Origin of the sequence: Mucilaginibacter roseus, from assembly GCF_021215455.1 — a bacterium.
GTDB classification, from domain to species: Bacteria; Bacteroidota; Bacteroidia; order Sphingobacteriales; family Sphingobacteriaceae; genus Mucilaginibacter; species Mucilaginibacter roseus.
Map to the genome: position 1 here is coordinate 665,148 of NZ_JAJPWV010000002.1, position 13,529 is coordinate 678,676.

15 protein-coding genes are annotated in these 13,529 nt (G+C 44.6%); 3 read left to right on the forward strand and 12 right to left on the reverse strand.

Annotation, left to right across the window (positions count from 1 at the left end; genetic code table 11):
- Positions 1 to 7: 7 nt before the first annotated feature.
- The 10 genes from LT679_RS07780 to LT679_RS07825 form a co-directional block, all read right to left on the reverse strand.
- Complete coding sequence (locus tag LT679_RS07780; protein ID WP_232176894.1) at positions 8 to 442, reverse strand: Sec-independent protein translocase subunit TatA/TatB; 435 nt, start codon at positions 440 to 442, stop codon at positions 8 to 10.
- A 54-nt stretch (positions 443 to 496) separates the two neighbouring features.
- Positions 497 to 1,804 (reverse strand): murein hydrolase activator EnvC family protein, encoded by a 1,308-nt coding sequence (locus LT679_RS07785; protein ID WP_232176895.1) that lies wholly within the window; start codon positions 1,802 to 1,804, stop codon positions 497 to 499.
- Between the two features lie 17 nt (positions 1,805 to 1,821).
- Positions 1,822 to 2,619 (reverse strand): DUF4292 domain-containing protein, encoded by a 798-nt coding sequence (locus LT679_RS07790; RefSeq protein WP_232176896.1) that lies wholly within the window; start codon positions 2,617 to 2,619, stop codon positions 1,822 to 1,824.
- A complete protein-coding gene (locus LT679_RS07795; protein WP_232176897.1) occupies positions 2,597 to 4,327 on the reverse strand; it encodes a tetratricopeptide repeat protein in 1,731 nt (576 codons plus the stop codon). Before LT679_RS07795 ends, LT679_RS07790 begins: the two co-directional genes overlap by 23 nt.
- An 18-nt stretch (positions 4,328 to 4,345) precedes the next feature.
- Positions 4,346 to 4,780, reverse strand: a complete 435-nt coding sequence (gene dut, locus LT679_RS07800; RefSeq protein ID WP_232176898.1) for a dUTP diphosphatase — start codon at positions 4,778 to 4,780, stop codon at positions 4,346 to 4,348.
- Positions 4,777 to 6,279 (reverse strand): lipopolysaccharide biosynthesis protein, encoded by a 1,503-nt coding sequence (locus tag LT679_RS07805; RefSeq protein ID WP_232176899.1) that lies wholly within the window; start codon positions 6,277 to 6,279, stop codon positions 4,777 to 4,779. The genes dut and LT679_RS07805 overlap by 4 nt, the downstream gene beginning before the upstream one ends.
- Positions 6,280 to 6,291: 12 nt before the next feature.
- Positions 6,292 to 6,588 (reverse strand): acylphosphatase, encoded by a 297-nt coding sequence (locus LT679_RS07810; RefSeq protein ID WP_232176900.1) that lies wholly within the window; start codon positions 6,586 to 6,588, stop codon positions 6,292 to 6,294.
- A gap of 111 nt (positions 6,589 to 6,699) precedes the next feature.
- Positions 6,700 to 7,707 carry a LiaI-LiaF-like domain-containing protein gene (locus LT679_RS07815; protein WP_232176901.1) on the reverse strand — a complete coding sequence of 336 codons (1,008 nt, stop codon included), beginning with the start codon at positions 7,705 to 7,707 and terminating at the stop codon, positions 6,700 to 6,702.
- Positions 7,708 to 7,710: 3 nt separating this feature from the next.
- A complete protein-coding gene (locus LT679_RS07820; protein WP_232176902.1) occupies positions 7,711 to 8,307 on the reverse strand; it encodes a PspC domain-containing protein in 597 nt (198 codons plus the stop codon).
- 22 nt (positions 8,308 to 8,329) lie between these two features.
- Positions 8,330 to 9,034 (reverse strand): SDR family oxidoreductase, encoded by a 705-nt coding sequence (locus tag LT679_RS07825; protein ID WP_232176903.1) that lies wholly within the window; start codon positions 9,032 to 9,034, stop codon positions 8,330 to 8,332.
- Positions 9,035 to 9,124: 90 nt separating this feature from the next.
- Between LT679_RS07825 and LT679_RS07830 the strand changes: the two genes are divergently transcribed.
- Entirely contained in the window at positions 9,125 to 10,009 is an 885-nt protein-coding gene (locus tag LT679_RS07830) for a PfkB family carbohydrate kinase (RefSeq protein ID WP_232176904.1), read from the forward strand.
- Between the two features lie 339 nt (positions 10,010 to 10,348).
- On the opposite strand, the gene LT679_RS07835 is transcribed toward LT679_RS07830, so the two are convergent.
- Both LT679_RS07835 and LT679_RS07840 read right to left on the reverse strand, forming a co-directional pair.
- The gene (locus LT679_RS07835; protein ID WP_232176905.1) at positions 10,349 to 11,110 is read right to left on the reverse strand and encodes a universal stress protein; all 762 of its coding nucleotides are present in this window, start codon (positions 11,108 to 11,110) and stop codon (positions 10,349 to 10,351) included.
- 233 nt (positions 11,111 to 11,343) lie between these two features.
- Complete coding sequence (locus LT679_RS07840) at positions 11,344 to 11,826, reverse strand: hypothetical protein (protein WP_232176906.1); 483 nt, start codon at positions 11,824 to 11,826, stop codon at positions 11,344 to 11,346.
- Positions 11,827 to 12,019: 193 nt separating this feature from the next.
- Here LT679_RS07840 and LT679_RS07845 point away from each other — a divergent pair, with 193 nt between their 5' ends.
- Together LT679_RS07845 and LT679_RS07850 are read left to right on the forward strand one after the other, a co-directional pair.
- On the forward strand, positions 12,020 to 12,751 hold the full coding sequence (locus tag LT679_RS07845; protein WP_232176907.1) for an MlaE family ABC transporter permease: 732 nt from the start codon (positions 12,020 to 12,022) through the stop codon (positions 12,749 to 12,751).
- Complete coding sequence (locus LT679_RS07850; protein ID WP_232176908.1) at positions 12,748 to 13,500, forward strand: ABC transporter ATP-binding protein; 753 nt, start codon at positions 12,748 to 12,750, stop codon at positions 13,498 to 13,500. Before LT679_RS07845 ends, LT679_RS07850 begins: the two co-directional genes overlap by 4 nt.
- Positions 13,501 to 13,529: the final 29 nt, after the last annotated feature.

Here is a 13,529-nt window from a genome sequence, read left to right on the forward strand (position 1 = left end):
CCTTGTATCAGCCTTTGTACTCAAATGTATTGGCCGGCCTGGTAAAATCAGGCTTTTTTACTTCAGGTTCTTCATCAGCGCTGCTGTCTTCAACAGGGTTAGCGGCAATTTCAGTAGCTGTTACTTCTTCATGTACGTTATTTTCGGCTACATGGTTGTCGGTATGCTCATTTATTTCGACAACAGCAATATTTTCTTCAGCGGGTTCGGCAGCGGCAATCTGTTTTGTTTTGCTTGGCTTGTCCTCGTCAAAACTGTTGATCTGCTTATTGATTTCACGCTTCACATCTTCTGATGCATCCTTAAAATCCCTTATACCCCTGCCCAGGCTGCGTGCCAGTCCCGGCAGCTTTTCGCCACCGAATAACAGCAGGGCTACAAAAAATATCAGCATCAGTTCGCCCGTACCAATATTCAAAAACAAAAAAACTGAATTGTGCATGATATTCAATTAGCGTACAAATATATACAATTACTATCTTATATGGTTTCCCAATTAATCAGGCGCAAGCCATATTTTAGGGTTCACCGGGGTTTGGCCTTTGTATAAATCAAAGTGCACTTCCGTTTCGCCGGTGGCACCGTCAGTTGCTACAACCCCTATGGTTTGTTTTGTGCTAACCTTCTGCCCCCTTGCTACACTTGCCGAACGCAGGTTAGAATATGCCGTAAAGTATTCACCGTGCCTGATCACTACCAGGTAGGTACCACTAACGTTAACTACGTTACTCACTTCGCCGCTAAATACAGCTCTTACTGCTGCCCCGCCGCTTGTGCGTATATCCACGCCCGTGTTCTCGGTTTTAATCCCCTCTATATAATACGTACCAAAGCCCTGAGTTATTGTGCCGTTGGCTACGGGCCATGGTAAACTTCCGCGATTACCCAAAAAATCGTTTGATAAACGGGCGGCTTCCGGTGTAGCGTTCAACACCTCGCTATTGCTTGAGCTTTTAGTAATTTCTTTTGGCCTGTTTGCCGCAACCGGCGCCGGTTTATTATCCCTTTCGGCTGCCGCTGCGCGGGCACGCTCGGCGGCGGCACGTTCGCGGGCCTCGGCCTCTGCTTTACGCCTTGCCTCGGCAATTTCCCTACGGATAGCTGATGATATCTGCCTGTTTATTGAGCTGATCTGCTTGCTCTTGGTACGCTGCTGTTGTTTCAGGTAACCTTGCTGTTTTGATAATTTGTTTATCACAACGGCCTGGTCTGAGCGCTGCCTGTCCAGGTTCTGTTTTTCCTTCTCCTGATCCTGCAATAATGTGCGTTTTTCTTTTTTAGTACGATCAAGCTCATTGATCTTAACGCCCAGGTCCTTTTGCGTGCCTTGTATAGATTCGGCCTGCCTTTGGCGATAGTTACCAAACTGCTGCAAATATTTAAGCCGTTTGTATGCCTGGTTAAAATCATTAGCCGCGAAAACAAACATCAGTTTGTTATAGGCACTTTTATTATGGTAGGCAAACAGTACCATGCCGGCATAATCTTTTTTCAGCTGATCCAGCTGGCCTTGCAGGGTATGTACGGTGTTGGTATTTTCTGATATCTGGTTATCCAAATTACGCACCTCGCTATTGATGGTCTTGATCTTATCCTCGCGCAGGTTTATCTGCGCTTTCAGGATGTTGAGCTGCTTAATAGAAACGCTTTTATCTTTTCTTACTTTATCATATTCGCGGTTAAGTTCGGCCAGCTCATCGTTGAGCTTTTCTTTACGGCGCTTAAGCTCGGCACTGCTTTGCGCAAAGGTATTTACGGCTACGCAGGTACTGATAAAGAGTAGTAATAGTCTAAATAATTTCATTAAGCTTATTTAAAGGATCAATCGGCAGCGGGCGAATACTTGTCAGGAATGCTGAAAGGATAATCGAGCTGCTGGTCAAACTCAACTTTATTGTAACGCAAATTAACCTGTATTTTTTGTTTTTTCACAACAGATGCGATATCAATTTGCGATGGCACTACTTTATTATCGGGCGTTTGGATGAAAACATTGTTGGTAACCTGTAACGATTGCTGCAACTGCTCGTTAGCCAAACTGGTTTGCGTTACCCGCATATCAGGCCCTAAAACAAGCTTATACATCAGCTCATCCAGCTTGCCTGAACCGGTAATATTGTTTGCCGAAGGTTCAAATGTAATATCTTCGTTAAGCAGCTTAGGTATGGCGTTGCCTACCAATAATGATTGCAGTGTGGTATAATCAATTTGCTTGCTGGCAAATTTGTGAATGTAGCTAAATGGCTTTTTCAGGTACACGCCCTGAAATTTGTTCAGCACCAGTATACTGTCTGGCGTTATGAGTGCCCGCGCCACCTCTACTCCTAATATTGCGGTTACCGACACCCATATTTTTTTATCGCGGGCAATGCGGATGTTCAGCGTTACATCCTGATCATTACCATTGATGTTTAACTGCGTTTTGGCCTTGGCCGAAAAGGTATTGAAAGTAAGCTGTTTTGAACGGATAGCAGCCAGCCTGGTTTCTACATCGCTTGCCGGTTTTACCGTTGCTGTTGCATTACGGTTTACTACTACCTGTTTTTTTGATTTACAGCTTGCAAACACCAGCAAACCAAAGGCTACTACAAATATTTTATTCCACGTATTTTTTTTCATTGATCTTTCGCTCTAACACTGCCGATTTGCTGCCGTTTTGCTTTGCTTTTTTCCAGTTTTGCACGGCAGCTTCGGTATCGCCTAAATAAAACATTATATCGCCATAATGTTCTGTTTGTACCGCACTATTATTTTTATCGTGCACCAGCGCCTTCTCCATCCATACTTTAGCCTCAGTGTATTTTTTTTGTTTAAACAGTATCCAGGCATAAGTATCTTCAAACGAGGCGGTATTGGGCTGCAGCTCATTTGCGCGTTTGGCCATTTGCGCAGCCTTATCCAATTGCTCTCCTCTTAACGATAAATAGTACGCATAATTGTTCAGCGTGTACGCATTATCGGGGTTATACGTGAGCGATTTGGTGTAAGCATCGTCCGATGCCTTATCGTTCTTTAATTCATGAAAGCAATCACCCAAAACGGAATAAACAAATCCGGCCAGGTTATTATCGTCCGTGTTAAGGGACGCTGCATTTTTAAGATAGCTTAACGCTTTGGAGTAATTCTTTTTTTGGTAATAAGCCGTACCCAGCAGGTAGTTCATCCAGGCCTGGTTAGGGAAGTAGGTCATGGCTTCTTCGCCATCACGAATGGCATCGTCCACCTTATTTTCCGATAGCTCAATACGCACCAGTTGTTCAAAGGCGGCGTAATTATCCTTGCTTAACTGGATAGCCTTCCGAAACAAGGGCTTGGCATCGGCATACTTTTCATTCTGCACCAGCATATCGGCATACAAGGCCTGCGCCTTTGCATCGTCAGGATGGGTATTGGCTAATATTCGGCTCAACTCAAGCGCGCTGGCCCTTGCCGCGGGCTCCTGCAGTTTGGGCAGATAGCTAAGAATGATCTTGATCTTTTGGTTAACGTCAACATCGGCACTGGCAAACGCAACCGATAGCTGCTTAAAACTTCCGTCAATATCCTTTTTATCCCGGTAAATTTCTGCTAACGCCAAATGCAGCATACCATTGTTCGGGTTAAGTTTGGCAGCCTGTTCCAGCACCTTCAAAGCCTTATCGCTAAAACCGTTTGAGTTATACAATTCGGCCTGAAGCAAATAATAGCGCAACTCATTCGGGTTGCCGGCAATCATGGTATCCAGCTCTGCGGTAGCTTTATCCAGTTTATTTTGCTTAAGATAAACCTTTTGGCGATTGATGAGCAGATCATCGGTTAAGCCGGTCAATCCTTCCAACTGGTTATAAACCTTTAAAGCCGCGTCGTATTTTTTTAATAAAAAATAGGCGTTAGCCTTATCAAAGTAATAATCGGGCTTTTGATTGATGCGGATCAACTCGTCATACACATTCTCGAGTTTGTCCAGGTCATTGGTCTTTTGATAACTATCGGCCAGTGCAACCCAATACCACTCATTTTCGCGATTAACCGTAACCGCGCGCTCCAGCAACACCAGGGCATCCGCTTCACGTTTCTGGGTTTTGCGCAGGGCGGCAAGCTCATACATGGCCGCGTCATTAGCCGGATCAATTTGCAGGCAACGGTTAAACAGATCAGCCGCGAGGGTGAAGTTCTCAATAGTTTTTTCGCGGATGGCCGAAAAAAAAAGCTGCTTTACCATAATGCTGTCCAGCGAGGTCATGGGCTTGCCCACAACCATCACCACGCTGTTAGCCTTTGCCCCCTTTTTACTTTGGGCAACGGCCGCAACAGGCAGCAGCAGTATCATAATCAACAACTTTTTCATCTTTGAAATATAACCTGACTACCCGATACCGGTATGTCCGTAACCGCCTGTACCGCGGCTTGTTTCATTCAGCAGCTCAACTTCCTGCCATTCTACCTTTTCGTGACGGGCAACTACCATTTGCGCAATGCGCTCACCGGGGTTAACTACAAAATCCTGGTTGGATAGGTTTACCAGCAATACCTTGATCTCGCCGCGATAATCGGCATCTACCGTACCCGGAGAGTTTACTATGCTGATGCCATGCTTAAACGCCAGGCCGCTGCGTGGGCGTATTTGCGCTTCAAAGCCTTCAGGCAGTTCAATATGCAACCCTGTTGGTATCAGCTGGCGCTCAAGCGGTTGCAATGTTACAGGTTCCTGCAGGTCGGCACGGAGGTCCATACCGGCGGCATGCAAAGTTTCGTAAGCCGGCAACGCATTGGCCGACTTGTTAATTACTCGTACGATCATCTCTTAAATATGCTCAATAATTCTTTACGTTCAAAATAAAAGGCGGTTGCGCCATAGGCAAGCAACAAGCCGTTACCCACAAAAATGTTACGGCTAAATACCACGAACGACAGGTAAACAATTGCCGCCGAACTTAATATATAAGCCAGATTTTTTTTGAGGTTATACGGAATAGGGTAGTTTTTTTGCCCCCATACATATGACAGTACAGCCATCAGCGTATAAGCCAATAGTGATATCCAGGCCGAAGCCATATAACTGTATGATGGGATGAAGATCACGTTCAGAACAATGGTTACAAGCGCGCCGATACCCGAAATGTACAGGCCATAGCGGGTTTGATCAGACAGCTTATACCATACCGAAAGGTTCATGTATATACCCAGGCTCAGGTAACCAAAAAGCAGAATAGGTACCACCCGCAAGCCCGACCAGTACAGGTCGCGCTGTATAGCACCCTTCGCCTTGATGAAGAACTTAAGCAGCTCAATGTTGGCTATAATACCTATAAAGATGACGCAGATAGCGATCACAAAATAATTCATGATGCGGGCATATATTTGCCCGGAGTTTTTGTTTTTGGCACTGCTGAAAAAGAAGGGCTCCGCCCCCAGCCTGAACGCCTGGATAAAAATGTTCAGGAACACCGATATTTTGGCACAAGCCGTGTAAATACCTACCTGCTCGCTGGCAACATCAATAGGCAGCAACTGCCCCAAAAGCAGTTTATCCAGGTTCTCATTGATAATGAATGAAAAATTGGCAATCAGCACAGGCCAGCTGTAACCCAGCATTTCGCGCAGCATCTGCCTGTCAAACCGCAGTTTAAAATGCAGCAGCTCGGGCAGTATCATCAGCACGGTTACGCTGCTGGCAACCAAGTTTGAAATAAATACATAACCCAGCCAATGCGGGCGGTACCAACCCGCCATCCAGTTTGCACCGGGTAAGCCGTTATCAATTATGAAAGGTATACCAAAAATGAGGAACAGGTTAAGTCCAACAAAGATCAGTATGTTGGCTACTTTTATAAAGCCATACCGGCCCGGCCGGCCTTCGCCGCGTATTTTGGCAAAGGGCACTACGCAAATGGCATCAAGCGCCATTACGGTAATAAATAGTTTTATATAAAGCGCATATTCAGATACCGGGGTTTTATCATCAATAGCTATCCAGGCGGCCAGGTGGTTAACCCAAGGCAGGGTAACAAACAACAACAAACCAATCATTAGCAAAATTACCCCGAAGGAGTTATCATACACGCTCTGCTTTTTTTCGGGATGCTTGTTCAGGTACCTGAAGTAGGTGGTTTCCATACCAAAGGCCAGCAACGGATTAAGTAGCGTGGTCCAGTTGTACATGGTATTTAAAATACCATAGGTACTGGTGGTAAAGGTTTTTACATAAACAGGCGTTAAAAAAAACGTGAGTATGCGTGGCAATATGGTGGTTAAGCCATAAACAGCGGTTTGCCCGGCAAATTTTTTAGCAGTTGACAATGACTATAGTTTTTAACCCTGCGCCTGCGCGCCTGATTTTTTTACAACCTCAAAATTACGATAGTTTTTCAATTCGCCCTCATGGGTTTCAACGGCGGCAACGGCGGCATCCTCCGGCCCCTCCTTACACCAGTCAATAAACATATCAAGTGTAAGCTTGTCGGCCTCGGCCTCAATAAAAACGCTGCCGTCGGGTTGGTTTTTAACATAGCCCCTAACACCCAGCTGATCGGCCACGGCCTTGGTTGATGCCCTGTAGAAAACATGCTGCACTTTACCGGTAACCGTTATATCGAGGTGTTTTTTCATTTAGTAGATCAATTACCCGGCAAAAGTAATTGATCTAATCTTAAAAATAACAAAAAAGCCGACCTGTTACGGCCGGCTTAGCGATTGTTATATAGCAATTGTGAAAAGGAATTAATATTTACTTACATTAAAGTCAGATATGCCGCCTTTCATTTTGATGTACATCTTGTTTTTGGCTGATGCGAAGCCTGGAGTTTCGTAGCGGTTATCATCTACCTTGGTAAAGCCGTTTATATCTGTTGATGATAAGCCGGAATCAGTTGTGATGCTGCATGCAGCGCCTTCAGGCACTTTTAGATTAATCTCTGACACTCCTGTTGACACCTCTACGTTAGTGATAGCCAGCGGTTGGCCCAACTTTACGGTGAACGATGCCGCACCGCCATTGAGATCCAATTTGCGTACTTTAAATTTCGACAGATCAAAATTAATCTCTGCCGCGCCTGTTTTTACATAGATATCCCAAACCGGTAAAGCGTTCAATTTAAAGTCAGCCTCATTTGCATGGTCGCTACTCCAGTTAAAGTTATTTTTTCCCTGGCGGTCGCGCATTTTAAAGTTCAATACCGCAAGCGAATCGGTTTTGCTGTTGGTAAACTCATATCGATTCAAAAACTCTTTGGTTTGGGCACTAAACAGTTCTGTCTCCGTGGTATCGCTTAACTTGTACGATGCGCCACCGCCAATTATGTTTAATTGGGCGATCTTAATATCAGGCGAGTAATTGTATTTAAAGTTGCTGTTACCTTCTACCTTAACAATGTCGCGGCGGTTATCGTTATCATCATCGTCGTCATCATCATTGTTGTTATCATTACGATGCCAGCCTTTATCATCCAAATGGTAACGGAAGTTGCGCGGCTCCCAAAAGTAACGGCTGCCGGTATCGGCAAATAATATCACCGCTAAACCACCTACCAAAACTATGGCTCTGATAGCCGTTGCCGTGCCCGATCTATTGTTGGCGAAGATGAGGTTAACACCTGCAATTACCAGGAATATAGGCCACAGGCGCCAAAAGTTCATCCAGTGTATATCTACATATCCAAAGTGCGATAATAAATACGCTACCCCTATTAAAACAAGCACTAAGCCTGTCATCAGTTTATCGTTTCTCATGGCTTATACAGTTGGAGGGTTATCATTAAAGTTTTGCTCTTCCTTTTTTTCAGGCTCTGCTGCAACTGGCTGTTCAGGTGCGGGCTGATTCCAGTCCTTTTGCTCCCATGGCTGTTTTTTTGCGCCCGATAAGATGAAAGCGACACCCGCGCCTACCAATAGTAAAGGCCAAAGCACATCAAAATCAACATCAGGTATCAGGTTAAACTCATCCAGCAAAAAGGCGCCTCCAATTATGATCAGTATCGCGCCGGTTATTACGCCTACGCTTGAGCTTTTCTTTACAGGCGGCACGCTGCCGAATGGCTTGGCAGCATCAAAGTTGGGCATAGTAAAGTTTGGCTGACTGCTGCTTTTAAACGGATTGTATGGATCCTGCGGCGGTACATTGTAATTTACCGTTGGATCTAAAAACTCGTTACGTTTTGGTAACACTATCCAAAGTATTACATATAGCAGGCCGCCAAAGCCTTTTACAACAAAGGTTATTACAAATAACACCCTGATTATTGATACATCAACGCCGAAGTAGTCGGCTAAGCCAGCGCAAACACCACCTATTTTTTTGCGGAGCTCATCGCGATAAAGTTTCTTTTCCATTGCTTTGTCAGTTAGTTTGTCTCTAAATCTGGCCGAAGGTTGGTTTGATGATGATCTCGTCAACGTTCGCGCCGTTACTCATATTTAAAATAGTTGTAATGGCCGATGCAACGTCTTCGGGTAAAACCATCCGGTTGGTATCAACCTGTGCGCCTTTCCATGAGTCGGTATACGTTGACCCCGGAATTACTGCGGTGACCTTTACACCGTGTGGCTGCATTTCGAGCTTCATTACCTTATTAAGACCTACCAAAGCATACTTTGTTACGCTGTACACCCCTGCCTCGGGTATAGGGTCAAGCCCGGCTACAGAGCATATATTGAAGATGTGCCCTTTACCGACAGAAACCATGCGTTTACCGAAGAAACGGTATAATTCATAGGCCGGGCGCAGGTTGGTATCCATCTGTTTTTGGTATGATTCATCATCATCATTAAGTATAGCGGCAGGCTTAAACATACCCACATTATTTACCAAAATATCGACGAAGCCCATGTTTTTCTCGGTGAATTCGGCAAAATTTTTCAGTTCAGCAAGGATGCTGCAGTCGGCAACAGTACTGAACACCTGTATTTCGGGGTTGATGGTAAGCAATTCGGATTTAAACGCATCCAATTCGGCAGCGTTACGCGAGCAGATGGATACATTGATGTTTTGCTTAACCAATGCTATAGTGATGGCGCGGCCCATACCCTTGGTACCGCCGGTAATGATGGCGTTTTTCATGTTGATTTAACGTTTTTTGGTTGAATAGTTGGGCTAAGATATAGCTTAAAGTTAATACTAATTTTACCTTTACCGTTTCAACCTTATTTCATGAGCACAGATAATACTATTTACGATATATGCTGCATTGGCCACATTACGCACGATAAGGTGGTTAACCCGCAGCACGAAGTTTATATGCCTGGCGGTACGGCCTTTTACTTTTCGCATGCCATGAGGCAGATGCCGGTGAACTATAAACTGATTACCGCCCTGGCTCAGGAGCAAATTGCTTATGCAGAGGGGTTACGGCATGCAGGTATTAACCTTACCGCACTGCCCAGCGAACATACCGTTTACTTTGAGAACAGCTATGCCGGAAACTCGGACCATCGCACCCAGCGTGTGCTGCAAAAGGCGGATGCTTTTACGGTTGCTGATGTAGCTGATACCAATGCCCGCTATTATCATTTAGGGCCTTTACTGGCTGATGATATGGACGCGGCTATTTTTGAGGTGCTGTCAGCAAAAGGAACCCTTTCGCTGGATGCACAGGGTTTGCTGCGCGAAGTTGTCGGTACCAATGTTGTCGCCATTGATTGGAAAGACAAACTGACACTGCTACCCTACGTACATATACTGAAAGTGAATGAGCATGAAGTTGCCGTACTTACCGGTACTACCAATATACATGAAGGTGCAAAGCAATTGGCCGGATTGGGCGTTAAAGAGGTAGTAATTACATTGGGTACACAAGGCTCGATAATTTATGCTGATGGCGAATTTCATAATATCCCGGTTTATAAACCGCTGAAATTTAAAGATGCCACCGGTTGCGGCGATACCTATATGGCCGGCTTTCTTTACAAACGCGCCACGGGTGCGGGCATTGCGGAGGCAGGGCACTTTGCCTCGGCTATGGCCGGGTTAAAGGCAGGTATATCCGGCGCATTTAAAGGGAACGAGGCGGATGTATCAGCGTTTATAAGAAAATAATTGAACATGCAGTCGACCCAAAAGCCTTCTAAAGCTGCCAGTGTCATCTACATTGCTTTACTTGTTATAAATAACTTGCTGGCTTTAGTATTTCTATATTTGCCATTCCTGAACTTATATGTATCACCGGATGCATTATTAGGAATTTGGGGCATAGTGATTTATGGAATTGCAACAGGTATGATTTTTACAGTAATATCATACCTGTTAACATACGTTTTAAAGAAATACTTTTTTGAAGAACTTAAAGACATTAAGCGCTTCGCTTTTCATCAATTCTTATTTTTCACCATAGTTGATTTAGTCTTTTGGATTAAATTTTATCTGTAGATATCTAAATCATCCCGGAAACACCAGCACCGGCACGCGCAGGGCATTCATTGCCTCGCCGTTGAGCTTGCCCTGCAGCACTTCCCTAAAGTGGTATTGATGGTTAGCCAACGCCAGCAGGTCTGTTTTCATCGTATTGATAATTACATCCGTCGCTTTTTGCAGGTCGCGCTCGGTGGTGTTGCTAAATTTCAGATTATCGTATTTTACATAGCGGCGTATGCCATCGTTAAAAACTTCGAGGGCGTAGTTTTCATCCATACGGGGCAGGCCGCTGGCAGGTAAGTGGGCAATGTGCACGCTGGCATCATTATCCTTAGCCATGTTAGCCAGGTAACGCACAATAGGCAATTGGCAGTAACGCAAATCGGCCATGTAGGTAATGCGTTTAAAGCCATTAAAGGTATGATATTCGGGCAGTACCAGCATGGGGCAGGTAATGCGGCTAAGTATTTTGTGTAAACAAAGGGTAGTACTGTCGCTAATACCGCTTATCAGTAATGATGAAGCTCTTTGATTGATTAGTTGAGCCAGCTCCTGCTCATTTAAGCCGTGGGCGTCTATTTCTTCACCGTAGACGTTACCCTCTGTTTCCCGCGATTCCGTCGCCTCCTCAAACCTGCCCGAAACCAACACTTTAACACCAGCCTTAACATCGGCCACGTTGGCCAGCACTAAAGGCACTTCGGCAAGCCGCGAAATTTTGGCAGCCACACGCAGGGCGCGGTCGCTATGGATCGAGCCATCACTTAATAACAATACTTCTTTCATATACGGTAGATGTTGTAAAAAAAACGCAAACAAAAAATTAACACGCCTAACAGGGTGAATCAGCTCAAAATGAAACAGGAACTTCTAATAAATTGTAAGGTTGATTAGCGTGTGGTGGGTTCGCTTTCTAAATAATGCAACAAGCCGTTTTTGAAATGGTTTTATGTGAAGTTAAAAAATAATCAAAGATTAAATAACGTTTACAAATGGTAGAGGATGCCAGTTATGGTAAGCTATATAGGAATTGGTCGGCCCGATCCCCAAAACAATACTTCCGCATGATGAAACAATAAAGCCCAGTTTAGTTGTCCATCAAACACCGTCAGATCGTCTGACGATGGGTAGTAAAAATCTTCAAAGTATTCAACAAGCACACTAAACGGCACAACAGCTGCAACTTTGCTATTCCATAACAAATATACCTGCTCATCCGGTTGTACACCTTTTCCATATAACCACTGCTTTATGCGCGCCGCATTATCGTCCATCATAATGATATGCTCTTCTGTTTCAAAAAAGTCTTTTTTAAACGGTTCATTGGCGTGTAATTGGGCTTTTATCAAAAAATCTTTTAAAAATGTAGCACCTTGAGCGTTTAACGGCGCAATTAATTTAAGGTCGCGGTCAGGAATTGTCTCGCCTTTAAAACGCCAGTAAAGCGCAAAATCAACTAAGCTGGTAACCGACTGATGTATATTTTCAAAACTTGTAATCATAATCTATATGTAAACAATTCTCGGTATGTTTACATATATCGGTATAATTCATTCAGCGCACCAAACAATTTTTACATTCTTCGGCTTTAATACATAATTTTAGTACGGCTGCTCAATCTCCCTGTCAGCAAAAGGGCCAACCAAACAGTTTGATATTAAAAATGTACTTTTAACCCGATTTATACAGATACTAATGTTTACCAGTTTAGGCAGATATATACTCTTACTCAGATTAAGTTTCAGAAAGCCCGAGAAGTTCAGTGTATACTGGGCCGAGATCATGCGCGAAATGGTTTCCATAGGCTTAGGCTCGCTGGGCATCATCAGTGTAATATCACTATTTATTGGTGCCGTAGCGGTTATACAGGTGGCTTTTCAGCTTACCAGTCCGCTGGTACCTGCAACCATAGCGGGTAGCATCTCGCGCGATTCGACCATCCTGGAGTTCAGTCCCACCATATCAGCGTTGGTACTGGCTGGCCGTGTAGGTTCAAGCATTGCCTCGCAAATAGGCACCATGCGTGTTACCGAACAAATAGACGCGCTCGAAATTATGGGTGTTAACGCCCCTGGCTACTTAATATCTCCTAAAATATTTGCGGGTATTACCATGGTGCCTATGCTTAATATATTATCAATATGCCTTGGCCTGGCCGGTGGCTACATTGCCTGCGCCGCATCCGGCGACATTGCCCCTGCCGATTACGTTTTAGGCTTACGCGATGGCTTTTTACCCATCACCTTACAGGCATCTCTGGTAAAATCATTCACCTTTGGTTTTATTATAACTTCGGTTTGTGCCTACCAGGGCTTTTACACCTCGGGCGGCGCTTTAGAGGTTGGCCAGTCGGCTACACAAGGTGTGGTTTGGAGCTGTATCATGATCCTTTTTGCTGACCTTATTATATCCCGTATAATGCTATGATCGAGATCAAGGACATTTTTAAAACATTCGGCGACAATGAGGTACTAAAAGGCATCAGCGCTAAATTTTTACCCGGTAAAAACAACCTGATCATAGGGGGGTCCGGATCCGGTAAAACAACCTTGCTAAAATGCATTGTTGGCCTGCACGAGCCAACCAAAGGACAGGTGTTTTTCAACGAACAGAACTTTACGGAAATGAGCTTTGAAGAACGTGTTCCTATCCGTACGGAAATAGGTATGCTTTTTCAAAACTCGGCCTTGTTTGATAGCATGACGGTTGAAGAGAACATCATGTTTCCGCTCAACCTGTTCACCAACCAATCCAGAAGCGAAAAGCTTGACCGCGCCAACTTTTGCCTGGAAAGGGTGAACCTGAAAGGCAAGAATAAGTTGTACCCTGCCGAGCTTTCAGGCGGTATGAAGAAGCGTGTAGGCATTGCCCGCGCCATATCCATGCAACCCAAGTATTTATTTGTGGATGAGCCCAACTCCGGCCTCGATCCTAAAACATCCATCCTGATAGATGAACTGATTGCCGAGCTAACCAAGGAGTATGAAATTACAACCGTTGTAGTTACGCATGATATGAACTCCGTAATGGGTATTGGCGACCATATACTGTTTCTGCACCAGGGCCAGAAATGGTGGGAAGGTTCAAACAAAGAAATTGCCCATACCGATAACCAGGAGCTAAACGACTTTGTGTTTGCCAGCAGATTTATGGAAGCGGCAAAAGAAAAGCTGTAGTTGTCGGAAAGACAGAAAAGACCGAAAGT

What these genes read in the sequence shown, in the direction of transcription:
- LT679_RS07850 (WP_232176908.1), top strand. Translation starts at nt 12,748, where the DNA reads ATGATCGAGATCAAGGACATTTTTAAAACATTCGGCGACAATGAGGTA.
- LT679_RS07825 (WP_232176903.1), bottom strand. Translation starts at nt 9,034, where the DNA reads ATGAAAAACGCCATCATTACCGGCGGTACCAAGGGTATGGGCCGCGCC.
- LT679_RS07795 (WP_232176897.1), bottom strand. Translation starts at nt 4,327, where the DNA reads ATGAAAAAGTTGTTGATTATGATACTGCTGCTGCCTGTTGCGGCCGTT.
- LT679_RS07790 (WP_232176896.1), bottom strand. Translation starts at nt 2,619, where the DNA reads ATGAAAAAAAATACGTGGAATAAAATATTTGTAGTAGCCTTTGGTTTG.
- LT679_RS07780 (WP_232176894.1), bottom strand. Translation starts at nt 442, where the DNA reads ATGCACAATTCAGTTTTTTTGTTTTTGAATATTGGTACGGGCGAACTG.
- LT679_RS07845 (WP_232176907.1), top strand. Translation starts at nt 12,020, where the DNA reads ATGTTTACCAGTTTAGGCAGATATATACTCTTACTCAGATTAAGTTTC.
- LT679_RS07840 (WP_232176906.1), bottom strand. Translation starts at nt 11,826, where the DNA reads ATGATTACAAGTTTTGAAAATATACATCAGTCGGTTACCAGCTTAGTT.
- LT679_RS07785 (WP_232176895.1), bottom strand. Translation starts at nt 1,804, where the DNA reads ATGAAATTATTTAGACTATTACTACTCTTTATCAGTACCTGCGTAGCC.
- LT679_RS07810 (WP_232176900.1), bottom strand. Translation starts at nt 6,588, where the DNA reads ATGAAAAAACACCTCGATATAACGGTTACCGGTAAAGTGCAGCATGTT.
- LT679_RS07815 (WP_232176901.1), bottom strand. Translation starts at nt 7,707, where the DNA reads ATGAGAAACGATAAACTGATGACAGGCTTAGTGCTTGTTTTAATAGGG.
- LT679_RS07835 (WP_232176905.1), bottom strand. Translation starts at nt 11,110, where the DNA reads ATGAAAGAAGTATTGTTATTAAGTGATGGCTCGATCCATAGCGACCGC.
- LT679_RS07820 (WP_232176902.1), bottom strand. Translation starts at nt 8,307, where the DNA reads ATGGAAAAGAAACTTTATCGCGATGAGCTCCGCAAAAAAATAGGTGGT.
- dut (WP_232176898.1), bottom strand. Translation starts at nt 4,780, where the DNA reads ATGATCGTACGAGTAATTAACAAGTCGGCCAATGCGTTGCCGGCTTAC.
- LT679_RS07830 (WP_232176904.1), top strand. Translation starts at nt 9,125, where the DNA reads ATGAGCACAGATAATACTATTTACGATATATGCTGCATTGGCCACATT.